The sequence below is a fragment of the Pseudoalteromonas phenolica genome (genome assembly GCF_044788725.1).
GTDB classification, from domain to species: domain Bacteria; phylum Pseudomonadota; class Gammaproteobacteria; order Enterobacterales; family Alteromonadaceae; genus Pseudoalteromonas; species Pseudoalteromonas phenolica_C.
In genome coordinates, this window is sequence record NZ_CP173162.1 from 99,311 (window position 1) to 122,603 (window position 23,293).

The 23,293-nt window shown below is 37.4% G+C and carries 20 protein-coding genes and 1 pseudogene; 16 read left to right on the plus strand and 5 right to left on the minus strand.

Annotated features, from left to right (window positions below):
• The first annotated feature begins 18 nt into the window (after positions 1 to 18).
• The gene (locus tag ACH784_RS18060; protein ID WP_404396184.1) at positions 19 to 2,385 is read left to right on the plus strand and encodes a hypothetical protein; all 2,367 of its coding nucleotides are present in this window, start codon (positions 19 to 21) and stop codon (positions 2,383 to 2,385) included.
• A 44-nt stretch (positions 2,386 to 2,429) separates the two neighbouring features.
• On the opposite strand, the gene ACH784_RS18065 is transcribed toward ACH784_RS18060, so the two are convergent.
• Entirely contained in the window at positions 2,430 to 3,011 is a 582-nt protein-coding gene (locus tag ACH784_RS18065; RefSeq protein ID WP_404396187.1) for a TetR/AcrR family transcriptional regulator, read from the minus strand.
• Between the two features lie 132 nt (positions 3,012 to 3,143).
• Here ACH784_RS18065 and ACH784_RS18070 point away from each other — a divergent pair, with 132 nt between their 5' ends.
• Complete coding sequence (locus tag ACH784_RS18070; RefSeq protein ID WP_404396189.1) at positions 3,144 to 4,187, plus strand: alkene reductase; 1,044 nt, start codon at positions 3,144 to 3,146, stop codon at positions 4,185 to 4,187.
• A 124-nt stretch (positions 4,188 to 4,311) separates the two neighbouring features.
• Here the strand turns inward: ACH784_RS18070 and ACH784_RS18075 are convergent, their stop codons facing one another.
• From ACH784_RS18075 to ACH784_RS18085, 3 genes and pseudogenes are all read right to left on the minus strand, one after another.
• Entirely contained in the window at positions 4,312 to 5,766 is a 1,455-nt protein-coding gene (locus ACH784_RS18075) for a serine hydrolase domain-containing protein (protein ID WP_404396191.1), read from the minus strand.
• A 309-nt stretch (positions 5,767 to 6,075) separates the two neighbouring features.
• Positions 6,076 to 7,128, minus strand: a complete 1,053-nt coding sequence (locus ACH784_RS18080; protein ID WP_404396194.1) for a hypothetical protein — start codon at positions 7,126 to 7,128, stop codon at positions 6,076 to 6,078.
• Positions 7,129 to 7,351: 223 nt separating this feature from the next.
• Positions 7,352 to 7,528: pseudogene (locus ACH784_RS18085) on the minus strand (tyrosine-type recombinase/integrase); the annotation flags it as partial.
• Between the two features lie 74 nt (positions 7,529 to 7,602).
• Between ACH784_RS18085 and ACH784_RS18090 the strand changes: the two are divergent.
• From ACH784_RS18090 to ACH784_RS18155, 14 genes are all read left to right on the plus strand, one after another.
• On the plus strand, positions 7,603 to 8,787 hold the full coding sequence (locus tag ACH784_RS18090; protein WP_404396198.1) for a tyrosine-type recombinase/integrase: 1,185 nt from the start codon (positions 7,603 to 7,605) through the stop codon (positions 8,785 to 8,787).
• Positions 8,788 to 8,789: 2 nt separating this feature from the next.
• Positions 8,790 to 10,469 carry a hypothetical protein gene (locus ACH784_RS18095; protein ID WP_404396200.1) on the plus strand — a complete coding sequence of 560 codons (1,680 nt, stop codon included), beginning with the start codon at positions 8,790 to 8,792 and terminating at the stop codon, positions 10,467 to 10,469.
• On the plus strand, positions 10,466 to 12,424 hold the full coding sequence (locus ACH784_RS18100; RefSeq protein WP_404396203.1) for a hypothetical protein: 1,959 nt from the start codon (positions 10,466 to 10,468) through the stop codon (positions 12,422 to 12,424). Before ACH784_RS18095 ends, ACH784_RS18100 begins: the two co-directional genes overlap by 4 nt.
• Positions 12,425 to 12,452: 28 nt before the next feature.
• Entirely contained in the window at positions 12,453 to 12,848 is a 396-nt protein-coding gene (locus ACH784_RS18105) for a hypothetical protein (protein WP_404396205.1), read from the plus strand.
• Between the two features lie 500 nt (positions 12,849 to 13,348).
• Positions 13,349 to 15,031 carry a hypothetical protein gene (locus ACH784_RS18110; RefSeq protein WP_404396208.1) on the plus strand — a complete coding sequence of 561 codons (1,683 nt, stop codon included), beginning with the start codon at positions 13,349 to 13,351 and terminating at the stop codon, positions 15,029 to 15,031.
• 206 nt (positions 15,032 to 15,237) lie between these two features.
• Positions 15,238 to 15,516, plus strand: a complete 279-nt coding sequence (locus ACH784_RS18115) for a hypothetical protein (protein ID WP_404396210.1) — start codon at positions 15,238 to 15,240, stop codon at positions 15,514 to 15,516.
• 19 nt (positions 15,517 to 15,535) lie between these two features.
• Positions 15,536 to 16,084 (plus strand): hypothetical protein, encoded by a 549-nt coding sequence (locus tag ACH784_RS18120; RefSeq protein WP_404396213.1) that lies wholly within the window; start codon positions 15,536 to 15,538, stop codon positions 16,082 to 16,084.
• Positions 16,071 to 16,325 (plus strand): ABC-three component system middle component 6, encoded by a 255-nt coding sequence (locus ACH784_RS18125; protein ID WP_404396214.1) that lies wholly within the window; start codon positions 16,071 to 16,073, stop codon positions 16,323 to 16,325. The genes ACH784_RS18120 and ACH784_RS18125 overlap by 14 nt, the downstream gene beginning before the upstream one ends.
• The gene (locus ACH784_RS18130; RefSeq protein WP_404396217.1) at positions 16,294 to 17,988 is read left to right on the plus strand and encodes a DUF2326 domain-containing protein; all 1,695 of its coding nucleotides are present in this window, start codon (positions 16,294 to 16,296) and stop codon (positions 17,986 to 17,988) included. The genes ACH784_RS18125 and ACH784_RS18130 overlap by 32 nt, the downstream gene beginning before the upstream one ends.
• A gap of 405 nt (positions 17,989 to 18,393) precedes the next feature.
• Positions 18,394 to 19,629, plus strand: a complete 1,236-nt coding sequence (locus ACH784_RS18135; RefSeq protein ID WP_404396219.1) for a hypothetical protein — start codon at positions 18,394 to 18,396, stop codon at positions 19,627 to 19,629.
• Between the two features lie 84 nt (positions 19,630 to 19,713).
• Positions 19,714 to 20,625: a phage exclusion protein Lit family protein gene (locus tag ACH784_RS18140; protein WP_404396221.1), complete on the plus strand. Its 912-nt coding sequence runs from the start codon at positions 19,714 to 19,716 to the stop codon at positions 20,623 to 20,625.
• A gap of 135 nt (positions 20,626 to 20,760) precedes the next feature.
• Positions 20,761 to 21,069 (plus strand): transposase, encoded by a 309-nt coding sequence (locus ACH784_RS18145; protein ID WP_404396223.1) that lies wholly within the window; start codon positions 20,761 to 20,763, stop codon positions 21,067 to 21,069.
• A complete protein-coding gene (locus tag ACH784_RS18150) occupies positions 21,066 to 21,932 on the plus strand; it encodes an IS3 family transposase (protein ID WP_404396226.1) in 867 nt (288 codons plus the stop codon). Before ACH784_RS18145 ends, ACH784_RS18150 begins: the two co-directional genes overlap by 4 nt.
• Before the next feature lie 73 nt (positions 21,933 to 22,005).
• Complete coding sequence (locus ACH784_RS18155; protein WP_404396228.1) at positions 22,006 to 22,416, plus strand: hypothetical protein; 411 nt, start codon at positions 22,006 to 22,008, stop codon at positions 22,414 to 22,416.
• Positions 22,417 to 22,963: 547 nt separating this feature from the next.
• Here the strand turns inward: ACH784_RS18155 and ACH784_RS18160 are convergent.
• A complete protein-coding gene (locus ACH784_RS18160; protein WP_404397017.1) occupies positions 22,964 to 23,290 on the minus strand; it encodes a hypothetical protein in 327 nt (108 codons plus the stop codon).
• Positions 23,291 to 23,293: the final 3 nt, after the last annotated feature.

Consider the following 23,293-nt stretch of genomic DNA (forward strand, 5'->3'; position numbering starts at 1 on the left):
TCAAGAAGGAATCAACTTGTGCGTAATATAATTTTTCTTTTTAGTTTCATTTTACTCAGTGCCTGTGGTTCAGGGGGAAGTGATAATAAACCGACTCCGGAGCAGCCTAGTTCCGATAATAAATCTCCGACTATTAGTATTTCTGGTGAGCAGCAAGCTGTCTCAGCACAGGCAATTCGCCTTTCAACACAAATCGACGATCCGGAAGGAGAGTCAGTTACAATGGAGTGGTCGAGTAACTTAGCAGGTGTTACCTTTCAAGACGCGAGTGAAGCTGGCGTCTTGATTCAACTTCCCAATATTACCGAATCACAGCAAATAGTTGTGACACTCAAGGTGACAGACAGTGCTAAAAATACGGTGTCAAAATCTTTTATTATTTCGGTAGAGCCTTCTCAAACAAATGCTGAAATTGAACTTAAAGAGCACTATGAGTTTCTGTCAGGTTCAATCGTTAAAGTAACGGCAAAGTTCATGGCGCAAGAAAAGGTTGAGCAAGTAGACTGGCAATTAACAAATTTGACTGTCGATGACATGAATATTTCAAGTAATTCAGTAAGTGGGAGTGGTGAGTCAACGGTAAGTTTTACGGCTCCAGATGTGAGTGAATCTCAGTCATATCTGTTAGATTTCATACTAGATACAACGGCAGGGAGAGCTGAAAAACAAACAACGATTAAAATTTTGCCTAAAAATAGCGGTGAACTGATTGTTAATCTAGATGCTAGTTATCAGGGCAATGAAAACGATCAAATGCTGATCAAACCCGACGTGCAAACTTCAGAAGTCGTCGAGTCTTATCAATGGCAGTGGTTAGATGATTCATTGGGTGAGTTAGTGGGTCAATCGAGCAAAGATGTGATCATTAAAACCGCTGATGTGTCTGATGATCAAACAGCCACACTTGTATTAACGGTTAAAACCCGAAGTGGTAAAGAAAAATCTGTTCAGACTGAAATTAAAGTTAAAAATGTTGTACAAAGCGGCAATGTATCATTGTCAGTCAATCGGACTTATGCTGCCCCCGGTCAAGAAGTGGTTGTAAAAGTACAATTAGATAATCCCGATGATATTAAAAGCTTTGAATGGCAAGTCAGTGACGAGGTTTACACAGACATCACCGAGTCTGCTTCTCAATTGAATTTAGTGATGCCGACTCAAAGTACATCGTTATTAAGCACCTTGGTAAATTACAAGGTGACCTTTAAGAATGATGTGAGTGTTGAAAAACAAGCTGTCTTCACCTTGATGAGTGAATCGGCTACAAAAGCAACCTTAGATATTACCCAAGCAGATGAATTGCCTCAGTTGTATAAAAATGAAAAACTTACATTTAATGCTCAAGCGATTGATAAAGCGGGTGTATTAGACAGTGTAACCCTAGATATTTCGAGTATTTCATTTGCAGACTTAAATATCGCAACACTCACGCGTGATGGCTTAGATCTGACGTTTACTTTGCAGGCTGAAAACATTTTAGTAAATGCAGAGTTAATGTTAAAAGTCGTTATGAACGCAGGTACCGTTTCTGCAATTGAATATGTCAAAGTTAAATTGAATCGAAGTAATTTAAAGTTATTTGCAGGCTCAGAGAAAACCTTTCTTTCAGGTAGCGATTTTTATGTGTTTGGTCATGCTCAAGACCGCTTGAATTCGCAAAACATAGAGATGAATTGGTCAAGCAACAATGATGATTTATCAATTGAATCACTCTCAGCAAACGCCGCAAAAATTACCAATAATGCAACTGCAAGTTATCTAATCTTGACACTAAGTGCACTTGATGATGAAGGTACGCGTGTTCAATCTGATGTTGTGACTAAAATGACTTCTCGTATTTATGAGTCAGGTGATACCTATAACTGTTATTTCAGAACGGACGAAGTAAGCTGTAGAGATAAACGAAGTAATAAGCTCGATACTGGAGAAATAACGGATACCATCAAAAAAGGAGTAACAGACGGAGAGTATGCATGCTTACTGACTAATACAGGTATCGTCAGCTGTCATGGAAATGGCCCAGCAAGTGTTTTAGAGGTACCAGAAAGAGCAAATGCAGTGAACATAGTAGCGGTAAATAATACGAATATGTGTGCACAATACACTTCAGGTGAGTGGCAGTGTTGGGGAGAATCACAAAGTACCTTAAACACCTTATTGGCAGATAAACCGCAGGTAGATAACCTAATCGGCACCAATAACGGCGTGTGCCTTGTTAACCAAGGTTACTTTGATTGCTATGACGAGCAAAATAAGCCAATTTTCAAGGATACATCGAGCTTTGTGAAGTCGATAGAGTATGTGACTTTGCTGAAAAAGGTGTGTTACATCAGACAAGACTCGAGTTTACGTCAGTGTCCTGATGATATTAATGCTGCTCAGTAAACGCGAAAAAAAAAAAGAGCCTTTTAGGCTCTTTTTTGTTTTGATTAAGCGCAAACGTCAGCGAAAAGTTGTTTTGCTAACTTTTTCAATGTCTCTGGTTCTGGGTGAGTATTAGCAAACGTACGTAAACCATAAATACCCATAACAAAATATCGGCCTCGACACTCAGCCGAGCGCACCATAGATATATCGCCTTCGTTTTGAGCACGGGTAAATTTATCTGTGATAGCGGTTTGCCATGATTCAAGTTGCTGACTGATCATGGTTTGAACTTCATCGTCCTGCTCAGCCAGTTCATTAAGCGCTTTGGTGAGCAAGCAGGCTTTACTGGTGTCGCAGCTCAAACATTCTTCAACGATATGATCTAAATATTTAGCAAGGCCCAGCTTACTCGAGTCGCTATTTATGAAAAACGCACAAAACTCGTCACTTCGATCTTGGTTATATTGTGCAATTGCAGCAAGCAACAAGCCGCGCTTGTTTTCGAATGCACAGTAAATTGACCCCGGATGTAAGCCAGTCGCTTGTTTGAGATCTTGCATGCTGGTTTTGTTGTAACCCTTATTTAAAAAGGCCTGCATGGCAGCTCGAAGAACTGCTACTTTGTCGAATTGGGCACTACGCATTGTTTCTATCTTGAAGAGTTAGTTAAGCAAGTTTAAATCAATTTGAATGTTTGTTCAAAAAAGTAGTTGAACGTTCATTCAAATAAGGCTATCTTGAATAAACGTTCAAGAATGTTACAGACAGAGAAGCTCATGACTGACAACCTATTTCGACCTTTTGCATTAAATAACACCATAGAATTAAAAAATCGCATTTTGATGGCACCACTTACCCGTTGTATGGCTGATGACAATTTAGTACCAACACAAGCGATGGCCGATTATTACGCTCGCCGAGCTTGTGCTGGTCTAATTATTACTGAAGCAACACAAATACGTGCTGATGGGCAAGGCTACCCAAATACACCTGGTTTATATACGCCAGAGCAAATCAATGGCTGGCGTGTCGTGACTGATGCGGTGCACAAAAATGGTGGAAAAATCTTTGCGCAAATCTGGCATACAGGTCGAGTATCTCACCCGTATTTTTACGAAGGCGACAAAGTACTTGCACCAAGTGCGGTGAAAGTAGAAGGCACAGTACCAAGAATGCGTAACCTTGAATATCAAACGCCTACACCTATGACTCAAGCACAAATTCAACAAATGGTTGAAGACTTTGCACAAGCAGCTTCAAATGCCATTGATGCCGGTTTTGACGGTGTTGAGATCCACGGTGCGAATGGATATTTAGTTGACCAGTTCTTGCATTACTCAAGTAATACCCGTAACGATGAGTTTGGTCAGACACCAGAAAACATGGCGCGTTTCCCATTACAAGTCGTGGATGCGATTAGTGAAAGAATTGGCGCAGATAGAACGGCATTACGTGTTTCACCAGGTGCATATTTCAATATGCAAGCAGATAAGCGTGACAGAGCAGTATTTGACTATTTGTTAGATCAATTATCAGAGCGTCAATTAGCCTATTTACATGTGGGTATTTTTGATGATGCTATGGAGTTTGATTATTTAGACGGCACTGTAAGTAACTATATTCGAAAAAATTATCCGCATACGCTAGTAGGCGTCGGTGGTTTTTCAGCTCAGACGGGAAGCCAAGCTATCGCTGAGAATAAGTTTGATTTATTGGCCATAGGTCGCCCGTTTATTGCAAATCCAGATTATGTTGAGCGTGTGCAAGCTGGTAAGGAAATTGTTGAATATTCAGAAGAGATGCTGACACAATTAATTTAAGCCATTATCGCTTTATCTCAAATTAAAAGATGCTGAATTAAATCAAGTTCACTTAATTAAGTGTTTTGGTAATAAAGTAAAGTGCTTACTTTCGGGTAAGCACTTTTTTAAATCAGCGTTTAAATCAGAGCTTTTTCAATTCGAATCGGCCAGCTACCGTTAAGCCTGTTACTTGGCCATCTTCGATTTTAAAGACAAATGAGTTTCCAGATTCTGTACTGATAAAATCAGAGCGACTTTCTGGTACTAGCCGAGAAGTATTGCTATCACCTGGGTTTCTAATCGTAACTTTTCCATCCTCAATCCGGATCTTTGATATGAAGTCACCGTTATAACCAATATCCGTAAGCAATAAATAGTCGCCTTCATAGGATTTTAGCTGTTTTGCTGTCAGTGTTGTTGCTTGAATGATTTTTTGTTTAGAAAATCCGACGTCATAAACCTTCGAGAGTGTCGTTATTATCTCGCTGTTAAGGCCGCCTGCATTGTCGCCATTTGCCATAACTACAAAGGCGTCACCTTGATTAACGAGCGCAATAAATTCATTTGTGAACCCTAAGTTTTTTCCGCCATGACCAAATGCTAGTTGGCCGTCGACGTCCATCAACTCAGGTCCCAGCCCCCAGCTATTTTGGTGTTTAGTAAACATGTCTTCAACGGTACTCTTTTGCAAAATACCGTCTTTTTTGCCTTGCATAATCGCTTGCATATGCGCTGCATATTTTAAAATATCGGTCGGTGTTGTCCAAAGTCCCGCAGCGGGTTTTTCAGGATAGTCATTGTAAACAGCTGTATGCATATTGCCTTGTTGATCAAACGCTGCGCTGGTGTTTGTTTTAAGTTTTTGAGGTAGGACATGCTGGTAAGTGCTATTTGACATGCCCATAGGCTTTAATATGTTTGCACCCGTATATTCTGCAAATGTTTGCCCTGATACTTGTTCAACTAACAGCTGCATAAGGGTATAACCGCCTCCAGAATAGCGCCACTCAGTGCCGGGTGTGAGTACAACCTCAACTTTGTCTGTGTTTCCTTTACCTGTTAAGACATCAAGGGTTGAAGGGACATTTGAATTAGACACGTAACCAGGAAAGCCATGTACTGACAGACCTGCAGTATGCGTAAGTAGCTGTCTTAAAGTCACGGGTGTTGCTTTGGTTAACTTTGGACCAGTGATCTGAAAGCCTTTTAAGTACTTGTTTACGTCTTCATCAAGTGAAAGCTTGCCTTCTTCGACTAATTTTAAGGCTGCAAGAGCACCAATAGGCTTACTGATAGAGCCGGCTTGAAAGAGAGTATTATTGTCGACGACTTGTTTTGTTTTACTGTTTGCAATGCCAAAACCTTTTGCCCAAACGATTTTACCGCCTTTCAATACCGCTATACTCAAACCGGGAACGTTATCTTCAGCCATTCGCTCAATCAGTGAAGTTGCTTTAACACTCTCACCTGAGACAAGAAAACGCTTATGAATATGTTGCTCAATACTATTTGAGGCGTAACTTGGTTGGTGGGTAAACGTTGTGATAATTAAAAATGCAGCAGAACAAGCAATACTAAGTGATTTCCTTAAAAGCATCGTTTTTCCTCAAATTATGTAGTCAGTTAAATACGTTTAAACGCTTAACCTATCAGACAAATATAATTGCGCCTACACAACAGTAATAGCTACTTACAATTTCAAGTGAAAGTATTCAATTTTCACCCAAAGGTATTGCTTATTCAAATAATGGCTATATAGAGTGGCTCTTTTGGCATATACAAAACCTGCATAAATGCACCTTTAACAGTGTTTGTTATAGTAAAGTTTAGTACAAAAAGTTTTTAGGCTTGAGCATAAAAACGGCGAGTCAAAGCTCGCCGTTTTGTATGGGGGATTTGCTTAATGTTAATTAAAATATTGAGTTAAAGCCTGTTTTAAGTATTCAGCCATGTCATCACGGTGATATTTTCTTACACCGTAACTTTGCTCTAAGTGAATAAAGCGTTTTGCTGAAGCATCAGCACTGGTGTGACAACTGTCAACAGAACCATTTGAGTGTCGACCTTGCACATTCCAAGTACCACCTAAACTTTTAGTATTATTGCCATATACACAGGCTTTAATTTTGCCTCCAGCTTCGACGTTTTTGCGCAATAAATGCAAAATACTGTGTTCGTTGTCATTGGTGTGGTAACGCACACCTTCACTTAGGTTGAGCATTAAGTCGTTGTCGGTATTACATTGAGACTGCAATTTAGAACGCGTGGTTGAACCAAATCCATGGTACTGAATGAATACGGTCGAATCATCAAAGTTACTAGCTTGTTCATGTGCGATTTGAAAATAAGATTCGGTCTGATGTGCTACATCACTAGCAGAATAGTTTGTACCAGTACATTCACTGACTGCATGGCTACTGTCTCTTCGCGTTCCTGCCAGCATCAACAATTTACTTTGAGTGTGAAGAAAAGCGTCTATTGATTGCGAACCAGTAAAAGAATCACGTTTAGGGTGGGGAGCTTGAAGTACGGCGTTCAGGCCAAGAGGGTTGAACACAAAAGTGCCACCGCCTTTGAACTCTTCGCTAGGTAATTGATGTTCTTCTTGTAATAGAAAATATGTTTTATTTGTATCGACGTCTGAAAATTGAATTACAAGATAGCCTATTTGTGATGCGTATTCTTCAGCAAGGGGCCAGTTTTGTTGGTAAAAAGCAGAAAACATACTTTCAAAAAGTTGTTGTTCATTATCAGTTGGCATTATCCAACGATCATCTGCTTTTGTACCATAGTTGTATGATTTCAGGTGCTTGTCTAATTCACCTGACATGTGCGTAAGCGCTTTTGAAGGAAAACTTAAAACGGTGATTAAAAGCAATACACACGTCACTATGACGTAGAATAAAAGGGGTCTAGAGCCATTTGATGTAGTGGTTGTGTCAGGTTCGAATAAATGCATTTTGCACCTCAATATCTGAAAACGGACCCATTTACATCCTTGGGGGTTACAGCTAAAAGTATTAGTCTGCTTTATAAAGTTACTAAAGTAGTAGTATCAATATCAGGGTTTGCAAAAAAGTACTAGTAAGATTGCTTAAAATGAGTAAATAGTATTATTTTATTTTGAGAAGCGAGAAGCGAGAAGCGAGAAGCGAGAAGCGAGAAGCGAGAAGCGAGAATTCTTAGATAATTGCCGATAAAGGACTTTCAACGCTGTTAGCTCCTCTTTGTAGTACATGAGTGTAAATCTGTGTTGTTTTAACATCACTATGACCAAGTTGCTCTTGCACTGTTCTGATATCAGCACCACTTTGTAATAAGTGAGTTGCAAAAGAATGGCGTAAAGTATGTAAAATAACCTTACATTTGTTACTTTACCATAGCTAATATGTTACTGCTTATTAGAGCGCTAAACCTATGTTGGGTTACAGATATGAAAATAATTCATACCGATAATAATTTCACCGTATCAAATCTTGAGTATTTAGATGTACCAATATTACTCAATAATCAAATGGAAATAGTGAAACCAGTATTTCGATTCATTATTTATTTGGTTATTCAGGATGGCCGTATTCAAAGCAAGAAAACAATAAAGAGCTATGCTTTAGCCTTGTACGACTATTTTTCTTTTTTAGAAGCTAATGAATTAAATTGGGATGAACCTTATTTAAATGATTCACAACATTTTAGTATTAGTGCTGTTGCTTTATACCGTAACTGGTCAAGGTCGCTTTTAAAAAATAACGGTCAACGTGCAGTTTCTGACTCGACTATTAATCTTCGACTATCTGGGCTGAAACGTTTTTATGAGTATTGTTATAGTGTAGGACTTATTAGCTTTGAGCCATGGGAAACATTATTTAAAGTACAGACGGAAATAGTGCCTAGCTTTCTAAGTCATACCAGAGGGCAGAAAATAGTCAAATCTAATGATCTTGTTTTAAAAACATTTAAAGTTCCACCCAAGATGATATCACTCGAACAATGCAAACAATTAATTTGTTCTATTAACAATAAAACATTGAAATTAATGACTAAATTGATTTTGGCAACAGGTTTAAGAAAAGATGAGTTGATCAGCTTTGAAAGACGGTATTTGTTTGAGCCGAATATGCGAAGGTTTGATATGCGAATACCAATAGACTTAGTTCCAAGCAAAACCGGTCAGCGAACTAAAGGCAGTAAGCCCCGCAGAATTTTTGTTTCAGCACCACTAATGCGTGAGTTATGGGACCATATTCATTTTGGAGAAGGGGTTTCACGAGCAAACAAGTTTAAATCACGTTATGGTTATGATTCTCCTTTTGTTTTTCTAAATCGGTTTGGTGAGCCGTACAGTGAAGCTGGTTTAAATAATGCTTACAGAAAATTATATACTGGAGCGAAGAAAAAAATTGATTTTAAAGTGTCGCCTCATATGCTGAGGCACACATATGCAACTATAGAGCTCTACTCTGAATCTCAAAGGACTAATATAGCGGCAGCACTAACTTGGATAAAAGAAAGGCTGGGACATTCTTCTATCGTCACTACATCAGTTTACTTGCATTGTATTGAGTCACTTCAAGAACATGAGTTATCAACTTACCAAAATGAATTAGATGCGATGGAGTAGCAGTGAGTAGCAAAAAGAACTTTAAAATTCAAACTAATAATTTAATTCCAGTTGATTTTGTTAAAAATAATATTAGTACTGATCTAGTGTTCATAACAAACAAAGGTAAGGTTGATTTTAATAGATGGAATTACTTAGATCGCCCTAAATCTGACGCTTTACTCTCAGCTACCTTTATGGATCGTGAACAGCTAGTGTTGGATTTGTTTAATGCCGTAAACCAATTATCACATGAGCTGTCAAAAACAACAGTGGAATTTTTAGCAGCGGAAGGTTGTAAGCAGCTATTTCAGTTTTTAGATCATAAATTCAAGCAAGGGCAAGGTATTGTTATATCTTCAATCGATCAAATAACTCGAAGCACTATCGATGATATATTAATTTGGATACGCAATAAACCTGCAAAGACCGAAACTGGTAAGCTATCAACTTTAGGAGCTCGTAGGCATTATACAAGCATTAAGAGTTTATTAAATTATTTTGTGCAACAAGGGCGATTATCCAGTGAAATATTTCCTTACTCTCCATTTGTTAATGTTAATCGCTCTGGTAAAGGCACTGAAGCCTATTCGAAATCCGAGTACTCAAGGTTAATACGCTTTCTTTGGTCACAAATATCTGCTGTCAGAAACAATAACTTTAATGGCTGCTTTAATCAAAAGCTTGTTATCTACGCTTTGATGATAGCTGCTAAGACTGGCCGCAATACATCAAGCATTCTTAATATGCAAACTGATTGTATTCAGCCCCATCCTTTAGTTCCTGATACTCATGTTTTGTTAACGACTTATAAAAAGAGAGGGATGAATACATCAGTTCAGGCTATGCGTATCAGCTATGAATTAGAGGATGTTTATGCTGCTCATAAAGATGTTGGTGTATTGATTAAAGAAGTCTGTGAGCTAACCGCTCCTTTAAGAAACAATGAAATTAAGAGTGATTTGTTTATTACAAAAAGCAAAAAAGGAATTTGTCGTTTATCTGAAGTCAATTTTTGGAAGTCGGTGCAGTCTCTTTATACGAAAGCAGGACTAATTAATGATCAAGGAAAAGAATTAAAATTCCAGGTTAAGCGCATGAGGAAAACTTTTGGGAATCGTATTTGGCAATTAACTGGTGGAGACCCGGTAAAGACCGCAAGAATTATGGGGAATACAACTCCGGTGTTAAATACTCACTATTTGGATGTGTCACCTGAAATGGAAAGAAATCATAAATATTTAGGTCATGTGATCACTCACACATTATCAGGAAATAAGTTTGATAATGAATTTAAATCTTCATTATCGAGAGCCCTAGAGATAGATGTCGATAACGTAAATAAGATATTAATCGGAGATTTTAATACAGGGGTTGGTCGTTGTAGTGATCCATATACAGGACGGTACGCATCTAAAGGAGGGATTGCTTGCACTAGATTTCTCGCTTGTTTTAAGTGCCCTAACCAGGTTGTACTAGAATCAGATTTACATCGATTATTTTCATTTTACTGGCTGTTGATTAAGGAGCGTGGGTTTATTGGTAAACGAAAGTGGAAAAAGAATTATTCCTGGGTAGTTAAAGTGATTGAGACAGAAATAGAGCCCATTTTTTGTAATGACTTAGTTTGTGAAATTAAGGAAAGGGCTAGGGTACAACCACACCCTATGTGGGTAGAACGTATGAGTTTGATAGCTATATGAGAGCACTGAAACCTGAATATATTCCGTTAACAAGTAAGAAACATACAAATCATATTATCTCATATGATAATTCCGGTAATGTGCTGTCATTATTTGACTGCGATATTTGGGATTTTAGTCCTTATATACATAACTTAAATGCAGCAAAAAGTCGTTGTGTGATAAAATTCAATGCTCGATTGGTAAATGGTACAACGCTACTTGATCAGCAAAACGAACAGTTATTGCGAGCAGCTAAAGAGTATTTATATGTTAGGTTCCACAAAGTTAGTCCTAAATCAGGTAAATACTTATCACCACAAAGCTTAATATCCAACTGGCATAGTCTCAGATCTTTTATTAATTACTTGCTCTTACATTCAGTAAAAAGTTTTTCACAAGTAACACCTAAGTTAGCACTTGATTACGTGAAATTTAAAAAAGAGAGTAGCAATAACTCAATTTCAGCATCAATGATGCTGAAAAACTTTTCATTATTAGAGGATTTGTTTGCTTTTAAGGATGAGCTGAATGATTCGCTAAAAATGCACCCTTGGCCAGATAGTACCGCCTATTACTTAGCTTATCAGGGAAATCAGTCGAATGTGAAACCGGTAAAACAAACAGCACGTATTCCGGATAAACTATGTGTGAAGCTATATAAGTCGGCAATAGAATTAATTAATACTAAATCGATTCCAGTTTTCAATGTACTCAAGTATTCAAATGATTTAATCGATTTACATTTTGATGAACAGATTAAAAGAGAAAACCAAACGTCTCCCCTTAAAGTAGGGCATCCTCATGCTCACGCGGAATACTTGATATTTAGGAAATATCAAGTAAGAAATGACCTTAGTAAGGTACTGACTGAAAATGGATTCAAGAATAGAGCAGAGCATAAGAAAATGCTCACATTGGTACGTACCGCCTGTTATATTGTCATAGCATTATTAACTGGTATGCGTAACTCTGAAATAGCTTCCTTAAAGTGTGGTGCATTTTACAGAAATTTAGGTTGGGATAATGAAGAATATTGCTGGCTCAAGGGGTTAACTTACAAACTTGAAACTGAACCTAAGCCAGCTCAATGGATGGTACCCGATGTTGTTGAAATTGCCATTAATCATCTGACTAGAATTTCTTCCCAGTACAGCCGGTTTATTGAGAGATCTCTCAAATACCTTGAGCCTAATGACGCTTACAAGCAACAAAAAATGAAAGACTGCTTGTTTTTGACTAAAGACTATAAAACTAATACTTATGGTGTACTCTCTAATCAGCACTTTAATAAATCACTTTCTGATTATGCTGCTACATTTGATTTAAATACTTATGATAGCAATAACGATCTTGGTTTATCCGGCAATAGCATATGGACGCTAAGAAGTCATCAATTTAGACGCACATTTGCCTGTTTAGCAGCTAGAAGTGCGTTAGGTGATTTACGTTACCTGAGAGAACATTTTAAGCATTGGTCACTTGATATGACTCTGCATTATGCAAATAACTCTGATTTTGATGACTCTTTGTTTGATGATGTCTTAACTGAAAGAAATGAATTACAGCAGGTTTTAGTTTCGGATTGGATATCGACAGATACGCCTTTACTTGGTGGGCGAGGTGCAGCAATAGCTGCATTTAGGCAACGAGGAATACTTAAAACAGCAAAAGATTTACCAAATCTTATTAGTCAGATAAGTGACACTGTGCATATTCGTGGTACTGGTCATAGTTGGTGCTTGGCCTCTGGTGATGGCTGTGGTGGTGAAGGAATATATGATGCCATTCACTGTGTAGACTGTGATAATTCGATTATTGATAAGGCTCATCTACCTATGTGGAAAGGGTTGAGGAAACAACATTCAGAACTGTTACGATTGGATGGTTTGGGGGTACCAGTAAGACAAAGGGCTGAAAATTATATTAAACAAGCTGATAAAATTATCAAAAAGCTTGGTGAGATAGAGAAGTAGTATTTAAAAGAAAGTGAGTTTCTAAAAAATGAAAACAATTGATAGACTAGAAGCTTCGTTAGAGGAAGCCATAAATGCTTCACCTAGAGCAAAGTTAAATACCTCTGCAATTGCTAGTTCAGCAGGAATAAGCCATTCGACCATTTATAATCGTTACCCTGAAATCGCCTCGAAAATAAAAGCTCATAATTTAGCTGTGGCTATGGCTAATGAAGATTCAGTTAAGGATAAACTTAAGAAATTAAAATCTGAGAAAGCTCAATTAAAAATAGAAAAAGCAGAATTAGAAGTAGATATCAAAAAACTAGTTTCGATAAATGCAAGATATGAAATGGATAACGCTGAACTATCAAACAAAGTTTCAGTATTGGAAAGAAAACTTGCAGATTTAAACAAAACGTATAACAACATTAAAATTCTTTAGATTGAAAAAGGCAGTTACACCTCAACAAGCGCCGATGAAGGAGTATCATGAATTTTTGAAATCAATGAGGATGACCTCTTTTTTGAACAGATGGTATTGTACGTTCTTTTGTTAGCGTGCAGCAGTTGAACATTCAATATTCTGAAACTGTTAGAAAAATTTGCTAGATTTCAGAATGGATAGCCAAAAATTCTAAATAACAAAGTACAGCTTGCAACAGGTTCAATTACACTTAATCTGAATGATAATAATAAAAAACTTTGAAGGAAAAGGTCAGATTAATCTTTTTGCGAAAATCGCTAATACAGCCGACTAACTAAAGCGCTTTTGTTCTGAGATGGCTTATCCTTATAACTCATCTTTGCCCTAAAACTTTGTTAGAACTAAAAAAATACAGTGTGTTCTCTTCCTAACATTGACCTAGTTTCTCTAATGTATGACTATTCCTATGGTGATTATTAGTTGAAGGCTCAATAATGCTACAGATATGTTCAGGAAAAATGTTCCAAAGAAATGTTGAGTATAGAAATAATCTGCGAGGGATACTTTATACAAACTTAATACTAAGTCGAGATAAAAAGCTGGTTACAGAAGCTGGTTCCCTTTTATCAACATCAAACCTGGGGCAATCAAACGCTGTTGTTTATGAATTAGAAGAGTTAATCGAAGCTAGCGGTCAGGGGGCAGGGGTACTCACCTCACATGGAGTAGATCCATATATATTGGATTTTTCTGCCATTCTTTCGTTTGCATTGAACTGTACAGCTTCTCCTAGCTATACCCTTACAGATCGATTGCTTGGTGAACAACGCGGGATTTCTACACATTCTACACCAAAGCAAGTAGTAAAACGGGTATTTGATAAAGATGTTTACTGTAATGATAAAGACGAAGAACACTTACTCAAACTAATAAAACATCTTATAGGTTTAAAAAGACATACTTATTTAGGGGTTATGAGCTCAATTCGAACATACGTAACTGGTATGCAACGTATAGCTGATGACTTCGAATTGGCGTATACATTATTGGTTGCTTCTATAGAATCCCTTGCACAAAATTTCGATGGTCACAAAGCATCATGGTTGGATTATGACCAGAGAAAAAGACGGCTAATTGACTCAGCGCTATCTGATGCAGATGAGGCAGTCTCAGAAAAAGTGAGGTCAACCCTTCTAGATATTGAACATACATCTCTAAGTCGTCGATTTAGAGATTTTTCTCTAGAAAATATAAGCCCTTCGTACTTTCGAGAAGAAACAGAAAATGTTCTAAACCCTATATCGAAAAATGATTTACCTAAAGCTTTATCAAACGCTTACCAAGCTCGATCACAATATATTCATAACTTACGAAAACTTCCAGATCAGTTAACCACGACTAATTCGCATACAGAAACATGCAGAATTAATAAAAAGACATGGCTAACTATCCAAGGGCTATCACGGCTTGCAAGGCATGTAATAACAGATTTCATTATGCGTCAGCCTAACGTTGAAAAAGAAATTTATGATTATTCCCTTGAGAGAGCAGGAGTCTTACAAATGCCGATGGCACCTCAATATTGGGTTGGTAGACCTAGCCTATATCAAGGTGCTGGTAGCATGAAACTAGAAGGTTTTTTATCTCAGCTATCTAACCTTATGACAACAGACCCTAAAGCTGTGGTTACGGATTTAACAGAATTGCTGACAGCTGTTGAGGAAAAAGTAAATGAGCTTAAAAAAGGTGATAAATTATCTTTTATAGCTCTTTATATTATTTTTAATGGTTTCGTTTCACAATCACAGCGAATGGAAAACTCTGATAGTTTCATTACTGTCTATGAAAAACAATTATCAAGCCCAAGTGCAGAAGCACTAATCGTTAACCTTCTTTTTAACAAAGTCCCTGGGTGGGATATTAAAATTCATTATGACTGTCTAATTAACTACTTTAAAGAAAGAGATAATAAACTAAAATTTCGCTGCCCCAAGTTATTTGAAGCTGGAATGATACTTCAATTAGCTGAACGTTATCGTTCGTCTGGGGATTATCATTCCGCAATTGAAATGGTTGAAATGGCTGTAGAAAGCTACCCTGAGCACACTTTACTTCGACAATTTGAGATTAATTTTAAGCTAGATGATCATGTAATAGATTGGTTTGAAATATTAGTACCTAAAGAAGAGCAGTCGGATTAATAGTTATTTATTTAAACCGGTTAGATCGGACACTCTACTATGCAATCTTATGATACATAAATTTTTCCTTATTTCTCTAATTTGAATGCTTACTCTAAGAAGGTTCTGCCATAACTACTCAGAGCTTTAGCTCTTTATAATTAGTAGCCTGTAGTAAACCAGTTAAAAACTCTATAAAATTAATTTATTTAACGGTATGAAATTATATGGATATATTTTTAACTTGGTTTTCTAGCCCTCTTGGGGTAGCAATAGCATGGGTTTGCAGTGTAGTTGGCTTCATCTATGCGTTTGTACAGCAAAGTGCAAAGAACAAGCTGAAGATTAAATGTGAAAAGCTCGAAACCAATAACTACAAGCTAGAGCAGAAGATCATCAGCATCCAGAACAACAGCACCCACGGCAACCAACAAGACGTAAAGCAAGAAGGTAAAACCAACATCAATACTGGTGTATTGAATGGTGACTTTAATCTCAATCAATGAGATAGGTAATAGTAAGAGTATGACAGGTACGTTAGTCCAGATAGGTGAAGTGAAAGGTGATTTCAATAATGCGGAGTCACCAGAGTCTAAGGTCGACTCTATCATCAATGACATTATCAGCAAGATATCTCAGGATGACGTCATTATAGACATCAGGGACCGTTCATTCCCGCCTAAAGTTTCAAAAAAAATCGAACACAATCAGTTGAAAGAGAATAGAACAATCGTTCTTCAGTACAAGAGTTATTCTTCACACATTGAATCGGCGTACAACATAGTTGAAAAGAATGTCGTCAATGGGAAACAAACTGCAATGTTGATATTGAATGGCATGTACGGTTCCGCATTGAGCAAGTTCAACATTGATGCTTGGGAGCCCGACATGGATGAGGTTAAAAAACATGCTGATGAAATTATCAATGATGTTAAGAAGCAACTAAGCAATTTCCTTTACAAGTCTTCTAATATCAATTTCACCAAAGAACAGATGTCTGTTGGGATTAACATCGTGATTGCCCATGCCTTTGTTGAATGCTACGTGCTGGAGAACCCTAATGATACCGACTAAAGGTTCTAACCCTGAGACCAATGTTGTCTATATTGGCGCTTTTGTTTTGAAACAACTTCATGAAACAAAAAGCCGTAAGATGAAAATTACTCGCCTAATGAAGTTGGGGGAAAAAGAATTGTCTATTTCTATAGACCACATGATCCTAACGTTAGACTGGCTATTCACTATTTCCGCTATTACATATAAAAACGATGAGGTTTTCATCAATGAAGCTACTCACATTAATAACAAAAGTTGATGGAAATGTAATTAGAGAAATCAAGTTTAACGATACTCTAAATATCATTACTAACAAAAGAGATTCGAATTTATCTGGTAACCAGATCGGAAAGTCTGTTCCTGGTCGTATTATTGACTTCTTGTTAGATGGCTCGATCAAACCTATATACATCGATGAAGAATTCGGTACAGCTGAGCCAAGTATTCGACAATTGTTTGAAAAAAGCGACGTCACCTCTTCCCTCTCTTACATTGGGTTAGATGGCAATATCAGTGAAATCAAACGAAACCTAGCCATTGAAAGCTCTAAGGTCTGCTATTACGTCAATAATGAACGTAAAACTAAGAAAGAGTACAACACTCATATATTGAAGACGATGTTCAATGTATATTCCACGAAGCCTACTCTCAGAAAATTAGCCCCTAAGTTTTTGAGAACTGATGCAAATAGAATGACAAAAACAGTAAAGTTTAATGATGATAAGTTCCCTATTTCTCAAGCAGATCGTAACACACTATTTTTGTACCTATTTAACTTCGAAGACACTGAAATTCTTAGTAAAATCCAGATACTTAAAACCTTCCTAGATAACTATGGAAAGAAACTTATCTCATTTAACGGTATTATCAAAGATGACAAAATTATTGGTACTATTAAGAGTACAAAAAATGAGCTCTCCAAGTTAGAAAAATCTCTACTACTAAGTGAGAACAATACTAATAAACTCGCAATTATCGAAGAAATCAACAGCATTGATAATGAACAAAACAATCTATCAGATCAGGTTTTGTCATTAGATCTTAAAGTTAATAATATCACCAAGACTAAGAGATTACTTCAGGCAAACCAGAACCACCAATTGCTTAGTGAGTTAGAAAGCATATACTACTATGCAGCTATTAAGATGGATTCAGTTATTAGAGATTATGATAGCGTATTGCGTTTTCATAACCACCTACTTGATACGAAGAATGAGTTCGTCACTGATGGTTTTGAAAAACTTCAAGCTAAATTACACAAAGCTACTGATGAACTAAAGTTATTGGAGAAGAAAAAATCATCACTTTATCTTGAACTGAAGTCCAAGAAAAAAATCGATGAAATATCTGACTCAGTTAAAAGAATTGGTGAGCTAAATAAAACCCTGATCGAGTTGAATGCTATAGTTGAGAAAAAAGACAGTATTGAGTCCAGGCTAGAAGAAGAAGCGAAAAATTTAGAAAAGCTGTCAGAAAAATTGTCTGATGAACTTCAAAATGTTAGCACTTTCGAAACAGAATTTAAGAGAAACTTTAAAGCATATACCAAGATCTTTTATGGGATCGAATATAATTTTAATCTGAACTTAGATACCACCAACGGTGACTGCCGGCCTTCTGTAGATGACATCCAGTCAAATAACGATGGAGGTTTGAAACGTCTTGAAGCAATCACATTTGACTTGTCTTACATTAAGTCAGTGGATTCACTAGACCTGCTGAGACCTACGTTTGTGATACATGACTCAATCGATGAAGTGGATATTAAACATATACGCCAGTTGTTTGATGAATCCATAAAATTGTCTGGTCAGCAAGTCGTATCGATGTTGGTGAGTCAACTCGAAGAAATCGATTATCGGAAATACAAGGACTATATCGTTCTAGAGCTATCTCAAGAGAATAAGTACTTTAAAGTCTAGATTTATGTATTGTAAAGCTTGAAAGGAGGATGGCGATGACAAACCTTTCTTTTGGGCTTTATAAGTTCAACCATAGTTGAAATAATCTATCGATAGTTTAGTAAGGTTCCTAGCTCACTTTTCCCAGAACTTCAATAGGTGGCATTTCATAGCTCAGAAGTGCCTCAAAATGAGTTAGAGTCCTAATTGAGCGAATTGCAGATCTTCGCTTTGTCTATTTTTGGCTACTTATTTATAAGTTTCTCATATAGTTAGGAAAACGATCGATTTTAAACGTAGAAAGCTTTTTGTAGCAATAAGTTATCCACTATGATAAAAGGTTCCTAAAGTAGAAACTTGAGACGGTTCACGGTATAAAAACGACCGAATCGCTCGATATCAAATTGATAGGACGAAGGACAGTTTGTGGCATTAGATATTTCAGAACTGCTTAAAGTTAAATCTGACACGAATATAGATACAAGTCTCGGAACATTATTCTTGTTCTCAATTAGCGTAGGCAATCAGTCATCACTATTAAAGGCACTAAGTTCTTCTGTTGCAGAAGCAGAACCGCGGGAGTATGTAAAGAATCTCTTCAAGTTTGTATGCTACCCAGAAAACAGCTTAAAGGAAGGTATTTATAAGCCCGATGAGCCCGTCTTGACACGGGAGGATATAGAAAGCTTAACAGAGAAGGAGCTTGAGGATATAGCTGAAGCATATATCCAAGATAATGAGTACCTTTTTAAGAAACGAGAATTTAAAAAGAAAAACAATGAAAAAGGAGAGGAAGTTCACTATTCCGAGTACAGTGATATTCTTCACCCTAAGAATGACGATGAAGACAATATCCAATACCTTCATCGCCTTGCATGCTTAGAACAGGAAAATCAGCGTGAAAGGATGAAGAGTATCTTTGATTCCATGCCGAAATTAGGTAGCTTTTCTAAATCACTAACGGGTGGAATCGCAAAAAACTTAATGCTTGGGGAGTCTTTGGCTAAGTCATTTGAAGCAGCCAGAGCCATACCTAAAATTGAACTATCTCCCGTTACTTCTCAATTAAAAACTATTGACTGGGCTGCAATTGAGAGAAAAAAGGAAAAAGTTCGTAGAGAGCCATTCGAAGAATTGGCTAAGAGGCTTGATAAACTTATTAACTCGTCCTCTCAAGCTTCTGAGTTTATGGTTGAAGCAAACAAAATTCAGACAGAGATTGCAGCTGAGATTAAATCTGGTGGTGATGTGACAGATCGTCACGCAAGAAAAAATGTAAAGCTATCTATCGCAGTAATTTTACTTACCATATCGGGCCTCGTTTTGACGGGGTGGTCGAGTATTTCAGGCGTATCATTCAGTGAAAATCAGCAAATCGCGCTGGATAGCTATAGTTCAAAAATAACTGAATCTTTAGAAAAGTCTAGGCAGTCGGTAGAAGAGAGTAGTAACGAATCAAAGTTAGTTCTTACTGAAATATTACGCTCTCTAAATATTCTTAATAAAAATATCGTCAATAGTCATGAGAAATTAGACGACGCTGTGCGTCAAATTGATGAATTGAAGATTTCCAATGAAAACTATAAACGTGAAATTGAGCAACTTAATATTGAGCTTATAAAGCTAAAAGATGAATATAATAAATCTAACAAAAAGTCCTAACAAAGTCAGCCAAAGGGGCCAAGTAACCGCCGCTTCACATTGTTTTTTCGGCCCCTGCTGGCGGCGTTAGCTTAAATAATCGATATGATGATAAATCACTACAATAATAGCCACAAAGGACATCTTCCAGTAAGGGTTCTTCAGCACAATATAATTGCACAGTTTGAAAGTACGACTGCTAACTTCCTATCAACAACCTTGGATGTGATTAAAAATCAAGGTCTAAAAAGTGAAATAATTTATACAGTCAATCGAAATGCTTCAAATGGTGAAAAAGTAAAAGGACCATTTGTATATAATTGCGCAAAAGAGATACATATACAGGAAACCTTCTTAGCCTATTTATGGTGCATGACGTACAGTTTATACATCTACTCGGATTTGCTCATTTCAGAACAGCTCAATGAAAAAAATCCCCGAAGATTATTAGCCAATAACGCTTTTAGTTACGCGCTAAGCTTAATTGAAAATTATTCAGACTGGGACACAGTTAGTATTCCTAACCCAGAAAAATACAGTCCTGAACATGCCTCAGATATAGAGAAAACAAACGAATTATTTTTGTATGGTGTCAACTTCATTCTTTGTCATGAGTTTTCTCATGTTGACCTTGGGCATTGTGAAGCTTCAACCAGAGGCTTCTTAAGCGATTTAGAAAAAAAAGAATTTGAAATGGAAGCTGATAAGCAAGCTATTGATTTATTGGTTGAAGGAATTTTTCCTCAGAATGAGTCGGCCACAAAATATGGAGTGGCCATTGCCTTATCATCGTTACTATTTTTTAATTCAAAAGTCGCCCGAAAAATACATCCTGATTCTGACGTGCGCATCATGAATGCATTGGAGCAGTTTTCGATTGAGGGGAATGATACATCATGGCTAATTGCATGCTCTGCCCTCTGGTTATGGTCTTCTAACTACTCGATTGAAGTAACTTGGGAGGAGAAAGATTCATTTAGTGAGCTCTATAAATCATTGAGCAGGCAATTAAATTAAGCTAACAAACGCATGTTTTCGACTGGTTTTTCGCCGTGTTTCAAACCAGCCGAAAATGCGGGCGTTAGGTTTCCGAGTTACCCACAAAATGTAGACACCCTCTATAGTTATATTTAACAGAGATTGAGGTGTCACATGGCTCATAAAAAACATCAACATTACACAGAAGAATTCCGCAAAGAAGCTGTTAAACGCTCAGAGAAACCAGGTGTAACACAGGCCCAAGTTGCCAAGGAACTCGGTATCAGTGCGCAGCAAATATCCAACTGGAAACGGCAATTTAAACGACTCTCAGATAAACAGTTTAATACCTTGGATGGCGTAGACTACTCCAAACAAGAAAGTGAAGAGTTGCGTCGTCTTCGCAGAGAAAATAAGCGTTTAAAAGATGAAATGGAGTTTTTAAAAAAGGTCTCTGCGTACTTCGCGAAAAACCAAGAGTGAAGTACGCACTCATGATGGAATACTTGGCTCAATATAGTATCCAACTTATGTGCCGGGTACTTGGTGTTCACCGTTCAGGCTTTTATCGCTGGCGATTACAGCCGACAAGTATACGGTCAAAGCGTCGTGACGCCATTACATCACTAGTCAAAGATACCTTTGAAGAATTCGAAGCAGCTTATGGTGCACCGAGAATAACGCAAGAATTGAATGCTTTGGGTCATCGCTGCTCAGTAAATTACATTGCCAAGATAATGAGTGAGCAAGGCATAGTTGCACGTAACGGTAAGGCATTTAACTATGGTAGCCATACGTTAACGATGCACAATGTTGCAGACAATTTGCTGTGGCGAGACTTTACCACAACGGGTCCAAATCAAAAGTGGGTGACGGATATCACTTATGTGTGGGTACACAAGCGATGGCTTTATTTGGCGACAGTGATGGACTTGTATTCCCGTAAGATAATAGGTTGGAGCTTAGATGTGAATATGACAGAGCAACTTATTACGCAAGCGATGAAAATGGCGACGGCGGCAAGAGGTGTAGCACCTGGGCTCATTATTCACTCAGACAGAGGCTCTCAATATAGGTCAACAAACTACGTCAATTACCTTGAAAGGTTAGGTGTAAAGCGAAGTATGAGTAGAAAAGGAAACTGCTGGGATAATGCGGTAATGGAGTCTTTCTATGCGAGGTTGAAAGTTGAATTAATCTACGCGAAGAATTATCAGTCGATTGCGGAAGCACGTTCAGGTATATTTGGGTACATAGAGATATTTTATAACCGCAAAAGAAGGCATTCAGCAAACGACGGGTTGAGTCCGGTCGAGTTTGAAGAACGAGCGGTAAAGGCTGCATAGTTAGGTGTCTATTTTTTGTGGGTAACACCAGTTTAGTGGGTAACACCAGTTTTACGGAGAGCAATTGATTTCGATGAATGAAAAAATATTAAATTATTTAAAAAATGTAATTTCACATGATGGTCATGATTTATCCCTCGTAGACAACATATTCGCGATATTTGTGGCGGTAACTCTGGCATTAACTTTTGAAAGCTGGATATCTAAGCACCTCTATATAATCAGCGCAGTTCTCGTATCAGTTGCAGTTTTAATAGTTTCCTTGATGGTAACGGTTAACCTCAATACAACGAAAAAGTTGTGGTCGGGCTATTTAGTTTCTCTTCTTGTGTCATTCCTATCTTATGAATGCATTATGTGGGTATCAAATAATGATTTAGCTCCAGAATATCTACATCTATTAGCTCTGCCATACGGCGTAGTTATGTGGATTTTTTGCCGCGAACTTGCTGTTATAATAACCAATATAATCCGTGGTAAGTAAATCTTAACAATAAATTTAAGAGTTATTAACAGTGCTTGGCGCTTTCACTTTAAGCCAGCTTAGTGTTTATGCACAATACTTTAGGTAAGGTGTTAGCGTTGTTAGCACCTTAATTTGGCGTTAGCCACGAAAAGGAGTCATCGTGCCAGTCAGCTTTGAAAAACTGAAAATTGGACAATAATAAGAACGACCGTATCTTGCTGACATTTTGAAGCTAAGTATATTGGTCAAGCTTATAGAAAAAATGTTTCTAGAAGTGCTTTAGATCGTTTGGTCAAACATGAAACACTTCAAAAAATTGTGATTAAGGGAGTTCCTGAATGATATAAGCTTTCTTTATTGCTACTTGAGGTCGAGCCCAATAAGAGTATGGTTACGGTTTTAACTCCAAATGCTAAATCAAAAGATACAGGTGAATCTAGAATTAAAACTGGTTTAGGTAAGCTATTTGGCACTTCTGATCCAGAAAGAATTTCGTTATGTGAAGCCGCAATGATTCGATATTTTTCAGCAGTATTTTCTCAAATTTGTATTGATGAACTTCCTTTCAGGTTGTTCTCATATTCTGTCGAGCCAAAGCAATATCATATTTCGAAACATGACCTTCACAAAGATAGCGATAGAAAAGTTTTCTTCTGCCTAACAAGGCGCTGGGACGGTTTACGCTGCGCTTCAGTCGCCCCAAATCTTTGCGTTGAAGATCTGATTCTAAGTGTTGTTCTAGCTCAGCTTTGAGGGCTGCTTCGGTTAACTGTTTAATGAGTGGCGTTAAAACACTATCTTCGGCAGCTAAACCTTTGCCGGATTGAAGTTCAGTTAATGCTTTATTGAAGTCAAATAGGATGCAACTTAGCATTGTTTTTGTATGGCTCATGGC

Bases quoted from the DNA above. Each gene is read 5' to 3' on its own strand.
- ACH784_RS18125 (WP_404396214.1), top strand. From the start codon at position 16,071: ATGATACCGACTAAAGGTTCTAACCCTGAGACCAATGTTGTCTATATT.
- ACH784_RS18145 (WP_404396223.1), top strand. From the start codon at position 20,761: ATGGCTCATAAAAAACATCAACATTACACAGAAGAATTCCGCAAAGAA.
- ACH784_RS18155 (WP_404396228.1), top strand. From the start codon at position 22,006: ATGAATGAAAAAATATTAAATTATTTAAAAAATGTAATTTCACATGAT.
- ACH784_RS18090 (WP_404396198.1), top strand. From the start codon at position 7,603: ATGAAAATAATTCATACCGATAATAATTTCACCGTATCAAATCTTGAG.
- ACH784_RS18110 (WP_404396208.1), top strand. From the start codon at position 13,349: ATGTTCCAAAGAAATGTTGAGTATAGAAATAATCTGCGAGGGATACTT.
- ACH784_RS18120 (WP_404396213.1), top strand. From the start codon at position 15,536: ATGACAGGTACGTTAGTCCAGATAGGTGAAGTGAAAGGTGATTTCAAT.
- ACH784_RS18105 (WP_404396205.1), top strand. From the start codon at position 12,453: ATGAAAACAATTGATAGACTAGAAGCTTCGTTAGAGGAAGCCATAAAT.
- ACH784_RS18080 (WP_404396194.1), bottom strand. From the start codon at position 7,128: ATGCATTTATTCGAACCTGACACAACCACTACATCAAATGGCTCTAGA.
- ACH784_RS18065 (WP_404396187.1), bottom strand. From the start codon at position 3,011: ATGCGTAGTGCCCAATTCGACAAAGTAGCAGTTCTTCGAGCTGCCATG.
- ACH784_RS18075 (WP_404396191.1), bottom strand. From the start codon at position 5,766: ATGCTTTTAAGGAAATCACTTAGTATTGCTTGTTCTGCTGCATTTTTA.
- ACH784_RS18100 (WP_404396203.1), top strand. From the start codon at position 10,466: ATGAGAGCACTGAAACCTGAATATATTCCGTTAACAAGTAAGAAACAT.
- ACH784_RS18140 (WP_404396221.1), top strand. From the start codon at position 19,714: ATGATGATAAATCACTACAATAATAGCCACAAAGGACATCTTCCAGTA.
- ACH784_RS18130 (WP_404396217.1), top strand. From the start codon at position 16,294: ATGAAGCTACTCACATTAATAACAAAAGTTGATGGAAATGTAATTAGA.
- ACH784_RS18070 (WP_404396189.1), top strand. From the start codon at position 3,144: ATGACTGACAACCTATTTCGACCTTTTGCATTAAATAACACCATAGAA.
- ACH784_RS18115 (WP_404396210.1), top strand. From the start codon at position 15,238: ATGGATATATTTTTAACTTGGTTTTCTAGCCCTCTTGGGGTAGCAATA.
- ACH784_RS18160 (WP_404397017.1), bottom strand. From the start codon at position 23,290: ATGAGCCATACAAAAACAATGCTAAGTTGCATCCTATTTGACTTCAAT.